Consider the following 11,124-nt stretch of genomic DNA (forward strand, 5'->3'; position numbering starts at 1 on the left):
AACAGAACACCGGCCACAACACCCCCCTCTTCGACACCCTCATCGCCTTCGAGTCCTACCCCATCGACCGCACCAGCCTCACCGACACCACAACCACGGGCGAAGGCATCACCATCACCGGCGTCCGTCCGTACGCCGGCTCCCACTACCCCCTCATGCTCACCGCCACCGGTGACCCGCACCTGCGTCTCACCCTCCAGTACCGATCGGACCTCATCGACCCCGCCACAGCCGACCGCATCGCCGCCCGCTACAGCCGCATCCTCGACCACCTCTCCACCCACCCTCACGCCCTCATCAACACCGTGCCAGTCCTCGACCCGGAGGAGCACGAGGCGCTGGTGGTGCGGGGGGTGAACGAGACCGGGGTTGCGGTGTTGCCGGTGTCGGTGGGGGAGTTGGTGGAGCGGCGGGTTGCCGTGTCACCGGATGCGGTTGCGGTGGTGTGCGGGGATGTCTCCCTGTCGTATCGGGAGGTGGATGCGCGGGCGAACCGGCTGGCGGGGGAGCTGGTGGCTCGGGGTGTGGGTGTGGAGTCGGTCGTGGCGGTGGCTTTGCCGCGGTCGGTTGAGTTGGTGGTTGGTCTGCTGGGTGTGTTGAAGGCGGGGGCGGCGTATGTGCCGGTGGATCCGCGGTATCCGAGCAGCCGGCTGGAGTTCGTGCTTGCGGACGCGGGTGCGGATGTGATGCTGACCGACCGGGTCACGGCTGGGGAGTTGGGTCTGCCCGAGTCGGGTGTCCCGCGCCTGTACGTTGACGACCTCGACCTCACGCAGGGCGATGGTTCGGTCTGCGGGGTGGGGGTGCGGCCGGAGAATGCGGCGTATGTGATGTATACGTCCGGGTCGTCGGGTGTGCCGAAGGGTGTCGCGATCACGCATGCGAACGTGGTCAATGGTGTGTCGGCGCTGGCCCGGATCATGGGTGTGACGGCGGGTTCGCATGTGCTGGCGACCAGCTCGGTCAACTTCGACGTCTCGGTGTTCGAGATCTTCACCGCTCTCAGCCAGGGGGCCACCGTGGAGGTGGTCCGGGACGTGCTGGCGCTCGGCGAGCGGCAGGAGGTCCGGGCCGATGTGGTGCACACCGTGCCGTCCGCCTTCGCGGAGTTGCTCGACACCTTCACTGGGAAGGTCGAGATCGACACGCTCGTCTTCGCTGGTGAGGGCCTGTCGGCGACGCTGGTGGAGCGGGTGCGGTCGGTGCTGCCCGGGACGCGGGTGGTCAACGCCTACGGCCAGACGGAGAGTTTCTATGCCACTGCCTTCCCCGTCCCGGAGGAGTGGCGGGGCGCCGGCGGTGTCCCGATCGGTGTGCCGATCGACAACATGCGCACCTACGTGCTGGGGCCGGGTCTGACACCCGTACCGCCGGGTGTGGTGGGCGAGTTGTACGTGGCCGGTGGGGTGGGGCGTGGCTATCACGGCCGGTCCGGGCTGACAGCGGAGCGGTTCGTCGCCGATCCATTCGGTCCTGCCGGGCAGCGCATGTACCGCACTGGCGACCTGGCCCGGTGGACGGCCGACGGCGTGCTGGAGTACGCGGGCCGCGCCGACGCCCAGGTCAAGGTGCGCGGTTTCCGGATCGAGCCGGCCGAGGTCGAGACGGTGGTGACCTCTCACCCGGCCGTCGCGCAGGCCGCTGTCATCGCTCGCGAGGGCCGCGGGGACGGCACCCGGCTCCTCGCCTACGTCGTACCGGCCGACACCGGTCACGGCGTGAGCGAGGGGGACACGCACGTCCGTGCCCTGGAAGCCGAGCTGCGGGCGTTCGTGTCCGGGCGGTTGCCGGAGTTCATGGTGCCGTCCGCGTTCGTCATGCTGGAGCGCCTGCCGTTGATGGCCAACGGCAAGCTGGACCGGGCCGCCCTGCCCGAGCCGGAGTTCACCGAGACCGTCTACCGCGCCCCGTCCGACGCGACGGAACAGGCACTCGCCGACCTGTTCGCCGAGGTCCTCGGTCGAGACCGGGTCGGTATGGACGACCGGTTCTTCGAGCTAGGTGGGGACTCACTGCTCGCGGTGCGGTTGGTAGGCCGCATCCGCGGTGTGCTGGGCGTCGAGGTGCCCATTCGCGCGGTGTTCGACGCTTCCACCCCTGCGGAGCTGATGGCGCATCTGCCGGCCGGAGCGCGCGTACGCCCCGTGCTGCGGCGTACGGAGAACCGTCCGGAGCGGCTGCCGCTGTCGTACGCGCAGCGCAGACTCTGGTTCATCGACCGGTTCGAGGGCCCTTCCGCCACCTACAACATCCCAGCGGTACTCCGCTTGTCGGGTTCGCTGGACGTACAGGCGCTGGCTGCGGCGGTACGGGATGTGGTGGTCCGGCACGAGAGTCTGCGGACCGTGTTCGTCGAGGACGAGGACGGGGTGCCGTTCCAGCGTGTGCTCCCCGCACACGAGGTGTCGCCGGAACTCACCCTCGTCGACGTGTCCCCGCACGAGCTGGACCAAGCGGTACGGCAGGCCGTGACGTACGCCTTCGACCTGGCCTCGGAGATCCCGCTGCGAGCCCGCCTGTTCCGCCTCGGTCCCGAAGAGCACCGGCTCGTCCTGGTCCTCCACCACATCGCGGGCGACGGCGGATCGGCCGGACCGCTGGCCAGGGACCTTGTCACGGCTTACTCGGCACGGCGGGACGGCGGGGCGGCGCCGGACTGGGAGCCGCTGCCGGTGCAGTACGCCGACTACGCCCTGTGGCAGTCCGAGCTGCTCGGTGACGAGTCGGACCCGGAGAGTGTGGCGGCCGCGCAGGCGGCGTACTGGCGCGACGAACTGGCGGACTGCCCCGCGCCGTTGGACCTGCCGACCGACCGTCCCCGACCGCCCGTGGCCCGCCACGACGGCGACTCGGTCGCCTTCACCCTCGACACCGAACTGGTCGACGCGGTGGAACGGCTGGCGACCGAGCACGGCTCGACGGTGTCGATGGTCCTGCAGTCGGCTCTCGCTGTGCTGCTGCATCAGTTGGGGGCCGGTGAGGACATCCCGATCGGCGCGCCGATCGCCGGTCGCACGGACGAGGCCTTGTCCGATCTCGTGGGGTTCTTCGTCAACACGTGGGTGTTGCGGGCCGATCTGTCCGGGAACCCGAGTTTCGAGGAGCTTCTGGAGCGGGTGCGGGGCAAGGCACTGAGTGCGTACGACAACCAGGACCTCCCGTTCGAGCGGTTGGTGGAGCTGCTCAACCCCGAGCGTTCCACTGCCTACCAGCCCCTCTTCCAGGTCATGTGCGCCTGGCAGAACGACGTCCGGCCGGACCTGAGCATGCCCGGGCTCCGGGTGGCGTCGGAGCCCGTCGTGACCGGGACGGCGAAGTTCGACCTCTCCCTCAACCTGGCCGTCTTCCCCGGCGGGCAGGGGCCGCAGGTGCGGGGCGATCTCGAATACGCGACCGACCTCTTCGACCGCGACACCGCCGAACGCATCGCGGACTGGTACACCCGCGTCCTTCGACTCCTCACTGCCGACCCGCGGGTGCCGGTGAGTACGGTCGCCCTCCTCGACCCGGACGAGCGTGAGCAGCTGGTGGTGCGGGGGGTGAACGAGACCGGGGTTGCGGTGTTGCCGGTGTCGGTGGGGGAGTTGGTGGAGCGGCGGGTTGCCGTGTCGCCGGATGCGGTGGCGGTGGTGTGTGGGGATGTCTCGCTGTCGTATCGGGAGGTGGATGCGCGGGCGAACCGGCTGGCGAGGGAGTTGGTGGCTCGGGGTGTGGGTGTGGAGTCGGTCGTGGCGGTGGCTTTGCCGCGGTCGGCGGAACTGGTGATTGGTCTGCTGGGTGTGTTGAAGGCCGGGGCGGCGTATGTGCCGGTGGATCCCCGTTATCCCAGCAGCCGGCTGGAGTTCGTGCTTGCGGACGCGGGTGCGGATGTGATGCTGACCGACCGGGTCACGGCTGGGGAGTTGGGTCTGCCCGAGTCGGGTGTCCCGCGCCTGTTCCTGGACGACCTCGACCTCACGCAGGGCGATGGTTCGGTCTGCGGGGTGGGGGTGCGGCCGGAGAATGCGGCGTATGTGATGTATACGTCCGGGTCGTCGGGTGTGCCGAAGGGTGTCGCGATCACGCATGCGAACGTGGTCAATGGTGTGTCGGCGCTGGCCCGGATCATGGGTGTGACGGCGGGTTCGCATGTGCTGGCGACCAGCTCGGTCAACTTCGACGTCTCGGTCTTCGAGATCTTCACCGCTCTCAGCCAGGGGGCCACCGTAGAGGTGGCCCGGGACGTCCTCGTCCTCGGTGAGCGGGAGGGCGTGGAAGCCGACGTCGTTCATACGGTGCCGTCCGTCTTCGCCGAACTGCTTGATGATCTCGCCGACGGGACCGGGATCGGGACGCTTGTCTTCGCTGGTGAGGGGTTGTCGGCGGCGTTGGTGGAGCGGGTGCGGTCGGTGTTGCCCGGGACGCGGGTGGTCAATGCGTATGGGCAGACGGAGAGTTTCTACGCCACCGCCTTCCCCGTCCCGGAAGAGCGGCGGGGCACCGGCGGCGTCCCGATCGGTGTGCCGGTCGACAACATGCGCACTTATGTGCTGGGGCCGGGTCTGACGCCGGTACCGCCGGGTGTGGTGGGTGAGTTGTATGTGGCGGGTGCGGTGGGGCGTGGCTATCACGGCCGGCCCGGGCTGACAGCGGAGCGATTCGTCGCCGATCCATTCGGTCCTGCCGGGCAGCGCATGTACCGCACCGGGGACCTGGCCCGGTGGACGGCCGACGGCGTGCTGGAGTACGCGGGCCGCGCAGACGCCCAGGTCAAGGTGCGTGGTCAGCGGGTCGAGCCGGCCGAGGTGGAGGCGGTGCTGGCGGCGCATCCGGCCGTCGCGCAGGCGGTGGTCGTCGCCCGGGCGGGCCGCGGCGGCGGTAGGCGACTCGTCGCCTACGTCGTGACGACGGACTCCGTTGGCGGAGTCAACGACAGCGGCGAGCTGGAATTCGAGGCGCACGCCGGTGTGTCGGTGGCGGAGCTGCGGGCGTTCGTGTCCGGGCGGTTGCCGGAGTTCATGGTGCCGTCCGCGTTCGTGATGCTGGAGCGTCTGCCGTTGATGGCCAACGGCAAGCTCGACCGGGCCGCGCTGCCGGAGCCGGAGTTCACCGAGACGGTCTATCGCGCTCCGTCGAACCCGGCCGAGCGGGTTCTGGCCGAGGTCGTGGCGGAGGTGCTGGGCCTGGACCGGGTCGGTGTCGATGACGACTTCTTCGCCGTGGGCGGGGACTCGATCCGGTCGATCCAGGTGGTGGCCCGGGCGCGCCGGCAGGGGATCGAGGTCACCCCGCGGCAGATCTTCGAAGCCCGGACCGTGGCCGAACTGGCCCGGGTCGCCTCGACGGCCGGGGACGTGGTCCGGCTGGAGGAATTGGAGGGCGGCGGCGTCGGCCGGATGCCGTTGCCTCCGGCGGGCCGGTTCCTGCTGGAACAGGGCGATGCTTACGACCGGTTCGCGATGGCCGCGCTGCTGGAACTGCCGGACGGTATCGACGAGGCGGGCCTGACCGCGACGCTGGCCGCGGTGATCGACCATCACGACATCCTGCGCTCGAGGCTGGTCACCGGGGATGGCGAGGGGCTGGAGGTCGCCGGGCCCGGTTCGGTCCCGCTCACCGGTCTGGTTCACCGGGTCGAGTGTGATGGCTTGTGGGATGCGGCCTGGCAGGAGCGGGCGGGTGTGGAGCTGGATGCGGCGGCGGGCCGGCTGGACCCGCGTGGCGGGGTGATGACGCAGTTCGTGTGGTTCGCCCCCACCGACGACACCCTTGCCGGGCGGCTGCTGGTGGTGCTGCACCATCTCGTGGTCGACGGGGTGTCCTGGCGGATCCTGGTCCCGGACCTGGCCGCGGCCTGGCAACAGACACGCGCCGGCCGGCCGGTCGTCCTGGACCCGGTGGGCACCTCCATGCGCCGCTGGACCCACGCCCTCACCGACCACGCCACCGCCACCAACCAGGCGGAACAGCTACCGGTGTGGCGGGAGATCCTCGACGGCCCCGACCCGGTCCTGGGACTGCGCCGCCCGGATCCGGCGGCGGATGTGATGGCTACCGTGGAATCGGTACGCATCACGGTCCCGGTGGAGGTGACCCGGGCCCTGCTGACCGTGCTGCCGGCCGCCTTCCACGCCGGAGTCGACGACGGCCTGCTGAGCGCACTCGCCCTGGCCGTGGCCCGATGGCGCGGCGAACGCGGCACCGCCCAGTCGTCGCTGCTGGTGCGGCTGGAAGGACACGGCAGGGAACAGGACCTGGTGCCCGGCGCGGACCTGTCCCGCACGATGGGCTGGTTCACCAGCATGTTCCCCGTCCGCCTCGACCTCGCAGGCTGCGACCTCGACGAAGCCTTCACCGCCGGCACGGCCGCAGGCCTAGCCCTCAAGCAGGTCAAGGAACAACTCCGTGCCATTCCTGGCAAGGGCATCGGCTACGGCCTGCTCCGCCACCTCAACCCCGACACCGCCGGGGAACTGGCTCGGTATCCGGATCCGCAGATCGGGTTCAACTACCTCGGCCATCTCTCCACCGCGGACATGCCCCACCACCTGCGCGGCGAAGGTTTCACCCCCGTCCTCGGCGCGGGCGAACTCATCCCCACACCGGATCCCGGCATGCCCGCGATGTCCGCGCTGGAGATCAACGCTCTGGTCACCGACACCGACCAGGGTCCCCAGCTGACCGCCCTGCTCTCCTACCCCACCAGCGTCCTGACCCAGGCCGACGTCAACGAACTCGCCGCACACTGGCAAGCCGCCCTCCAGGCCCTCACCCGCCACGCCACCACCCCCGGCGCCGGCGGCCTCACCCCCACCGACCTCCCCCTCCTGACCACCACCCAGGCCGACATCGACACCTGGGAACACACCTACCCCGACCTGACCGACGTCTGGCCGCTCACCACCGTCCAGTCCGGCCTCCTCTTCCACGCGAAGCTCGCCGACACCGAGTTCGACGTGTACCACATGCAGATGGTCTTCCACCTGGCCGGACAGGTGGACCCACAGCGACTCCGCATCGCAGGACAGGCCCTCCTGGACCGCCACCCCAACCTGCGCGCCGCCTTCGCCCCCAACACCACCGGATACCTCGTCCAACTCATCCCCGCGAGAGTCGAGTTGCCGTGGCAGTTCCTCGACCTACGGCACCTGCACGACGAGGAGCGCGACGCGGTCTTCGAGCAGTTCGTTGCCGACGACCGGAGCGTCCACTTCGACCCGGAGAGGCCGCCCCTGCTCCGCCTGGCGCTGATCTGTCTGACAGACGACCGCAGCGAACTAGTCCTCACGGGACACCATGTGCTGTTCGACGGCTGGTCACTGCCGCACATCGTGCACGACCTGATGCACCTCTACGGCTCCGACGGTGACACCGACGGGCTGCCGAGGGTCCGCAGCTACCGCGACTACCTCGCCTGGCTCGCCCAGCGCGACCGGGAAGCGGCCGCCCTTGCCTGGGCCGAGGAGCTGACGGGCGTCGAGGAGCCGACGCTCCTCGTGTCGCGCACCGAGCCGGTGGTCGCGTCCGGTCTCGGCAACGTGGAGGTGCCCATCGAGGACGCCCGTGCCCTGTCGCGGTGTGCCGCGGCACTCGGCGTCACCCTCAACACCCTCGTCCAGGGCGCCTGGGCCATCCTGCTGTCCGCCCTCACCGGCCGGAACGACGTCGTCTTCGGTGCCACCGTCTCCGGGCGGCCCGCCGACCTCCCCGGGGTCGACGAGATGGTGGGCATGTTCATCAACACCCTCCCCGTCCGTGTCGACTGCACTCCCGCACAGACCCTCGCCGACCTCCTCACCACCCTCCAGAGCCGGCAGGCCGCCCTCCTCGACCACCACCACTACGCCCTCGCGGACATCCAGCGGGACAGCGGGATGAGCACCCTGTTCGACACCCTGGTGCTGTTCGAGTCGTATCCGGTGGACCGGTCCGGCATCAGCCGGGCCACGACGGCGGCCGACATCGAGGTCACCGGCCTGCGGCCGTTCGCAGGTTCCCACTACCCCATCACGCTGACCGCCTCCGCCGAGCCCCATCTGCGGCTGTCGCTGCAGTACCAGCAGGGTGTGGTCGAGCCCGGGACGGCGGCCGACGTCGCCGCGCGGTTCACCCGCGTCCTGCGCCAGGTCGTCGCCGACCCCGGACGTCGGCTGAGCGCCGTCGACGTACTGACCCCCGACGAGCGCGAGCGGCTCCTGGTCGAGCTCAACGCCACGGCCGCGCCCACCCCGGACCGGACGGTCGTCGAGCTGTTCGAACGGCAGGCCCTCGCCACTCCGGACGCGGTCGCGGTCGTCGCTGGTGACAACTCCCTCTCCTACGCCGAGGTGGACGCCCGGGCGAACCGGCTCGCGCACCACCTGATCCGTCAGGGGGTGGGGATCGAGTCCGTGGTGGCCGTGACGTTGCCGCGGTCGGCGGACCTCGTCGTCGCCCTGTTGGCCGTGCTGAAGGCCGGAGGCACATATGTGCCGATCGACCCGGACCACCCGGCGACCCGCGTCGCGTACGTACTCGGTGATGCGCGGCCTGTGGTCACCCTCGCCCCGGACATCCTGACCGCCGACCTGAGCGGCTACCCGGACACCAGACCGGACACCGCGCGCGTGACGATGGCCAACGCCGCCTACGCGATCTACACCTCCGGTTCCACCGGGCGGCCGAAGGGCGTGGTGATCTCCCACGGAGCGCTCGGCAACCTGCTGGCCTCGATGGGCGAGCAGTTCCCGCTGCGGTCCGAGGACCGCCTGCTTGCCGTGACCACGATCGCCTTCGACATCGCGGCGTTGGAGGTGTTCCTGCCCCTGCTGTCCGGCGCCCGCGTGGTGATCGCCCCGAAGGAGATCGGCACCGATCCCGCCGTCGTCCTGGAGCTGATCGAGAGCCGTGGCATCACGGCCGTCCAGGCGACCCCGACGCTGTGGCAGATGCTCGTGACGCACCGGCCGGAGGGACCGCGCGGACTGCGCGTCCTGGTGGGCGGGGAGGCGCTGCCCGCCGCTCTCGCCGAGACGCTGTGCGAGGAGGCACGGGAGGTCGTCAACGTCTACGGGCCGACCGAGACCACCATCTGGTCCACCACCTCCCGGGTGCTGCCCGGCTCCGGCACACCGCCGATCGGCCGGCCCCTGGCCAACACCCGGGCGTACGTACTGGACGGCGCGTTGCGCCCGGTCGCCCCGGGTGTGGTGGGCGAGTTGTACCTCGCCGGTGACGGTCTGGCACGCGGGTATCTGAACCGGCCGGGGCTGTCGGCGGAGCGGTTCGTGGCCGATCCGTTCGGCGCGGGTACGCGGATGTACCGTACGGGCGACCTGGTACGCCTGCGGGCCGACGGACAGCTCGACTATGTCGGCCGTGCCGACTTCCAGGTGAAGGTGCGCGGCTTCCGGATCGAGCTGGGCGAGATCGAGTCGGTGCTGGCCTCGCACCCGGCGGTCGGGCAGGCGGTCGTGGTGGCCCGTGAGGACCGGCCCGGAGACCAGCGCCTGGTGGCGTACGTCGTGCCGGACACCGAGAGTTCCGACGCCGGCGCGCAGGCGCAGGTCGAGGAGTGGCGCGAGGTCTACGAGCTGGCGTACGAGGAATCCCGGGACGCGGCCTGGGGCGAGGACTTCGCCCTGTGGACGTCGGTCTACACCGGCGAGCCGATCCCGCTGCCGGAGATGCACGCGTGGCGGGACGCCGCCGTCGCGCAGATCCTGCGCGGTGCCCCGCGCCGGGTCCTCGAACTGGGCGTCGGAGCAGGCCTGCTGGCGGCGAAGGCGGTCGGTGAGGTCGACGAGTACTGGGGCACCGACCTGTCCGCCTCCGCCGTCGAGCGGCTGCGTCACCAGGCGGAGGTGGCCGGGTACGGACGGCGGTTGCGGCTGCGCTGCCAGCCCGCCCACGATGCCACAGGCCTGCCCCTCGGCTACTTCGACACGGTCGTCCTCAACTCCGTGGTGCAGTACTTCCCCGGCACCGAGTACCTCGACCAGGTGCTGCGGACCGCACTGGACCTGCTCGCCCCGGGCGGCCGGATCGTCGTCGGCGACGTGCGCCACGCCGGGTCGCTGAAGGTTCTCCAGGCCGCGGTGCAGTCGGCGGCCCGCCCGGAGGCGACCCCGGCCGAAGTGCGCGGCGCCGTCGAGCAGGCGGTGCTGCGGGAGAAGGAACTCGTCGTCGACCCCGAGTGGTTCACCGTCTGGGCCGAGGCCAACGCGGTGGCGGCGGTCGATGTCCGGCTCAAGAACGGCCGGGACCACAACGAACTCACCCGGTACCGCTACGAGGTGGTGCTGCACAAGGCGCCGGCCGACACGCTCGACCTGCACGCGGCCCCCACCCTCTCCTGGGGCCAGGACGTCGACGACCTGGAGGGGCTGGCCGAGGAGTGCCGGGCCGGCGACGGCGGACCGCTGCGGGTGGCAGGCATCCCCAACGCGCGGCTGCGCGGCGACTTCGCGACGGCGGTCGACCTGTCGCTCGTCGCCGGCTCCGGAACCGCGGGTCCCTCCCTGGACCCGCAGGACCTCCAGGAGTGGGCGGACCGGCAGGGCTGGGGCCTGATCGCGACCTGCTCCGCCGACGCCGTGGAGTGCTTCGACGCGATCGTGCTGCCCGACGGCCCGGTGGCCGGGCGGACGGTCCGCGGAGGGTTCACCCCCTCCGGCCGTACCGGCCGTCCCCTGGCGAACGATCCGTCCGGAACCCGGGACGTGGGAGCGCTGGCGACGCGGCTGCGCGGCTACGTGCGAGAGCGGCTTCCGGACTACATGGTGCCGTCCGCCGTACTGGCCGTCGCCGAACTGCCCAGGACGCCCAACGGAAAGCTCGACCGGCGGGCGCTGCCGGCGCCCGACCGCACCGAGGCCGCGACCTCCGGACGCGGGCCGCGCGACCGGCGCGAAGAGCTGCTGTGCGCCCTGTTCGCCGAGGTCCTCGGGCTGCCCGAGATCGGCATCGACGACGACTTCTTCGCCCTGGGCGGTCACTCGCTGCTCGCCACCCGGCTGATCAGCCGCATCCGCACCGAACTCGGCGTCGACATCCCCATCCGTGTGCTGTTCGAGTCCCCGACCGTTGCCGACCTCTCCGGCCTCGCGCAGACGATGGCCGCGTCCCGTCGGCCCCTTCTGCGCAAGATGACCGAGGAGTGAGAGG

At 70.8% G+C, this 11,124-nt stretch carries 1 protein-coding gene; it reads left to right on the forward strand.

Features of this window, described 5'->3' with window-relative positions; all coding sequences use genetic code 11:
• Positions 1-11,120, forward strand: an 11,120-nt coding sequence (locus tag ACFYZZ_RS33880) for an amino acid adenylation domain-containing protein (RefSeq protein WP_389184297.1), incomplete at its 5' end; no start/stop codon positions are given.
• Positions 11,121-11,124: the final 4 nt, after the last annotated feature.

It is taken from the genome of Streptomyces sp. NPDC001816 (assembly GCF_042892235.1).
In the GTDB taxonomy this organism is placed as follows: domain Bacteria; phylum Actinomycetota; class Actinomycetes; order Streptomycetales; family Streptomycetaceae; genus Streptomyces.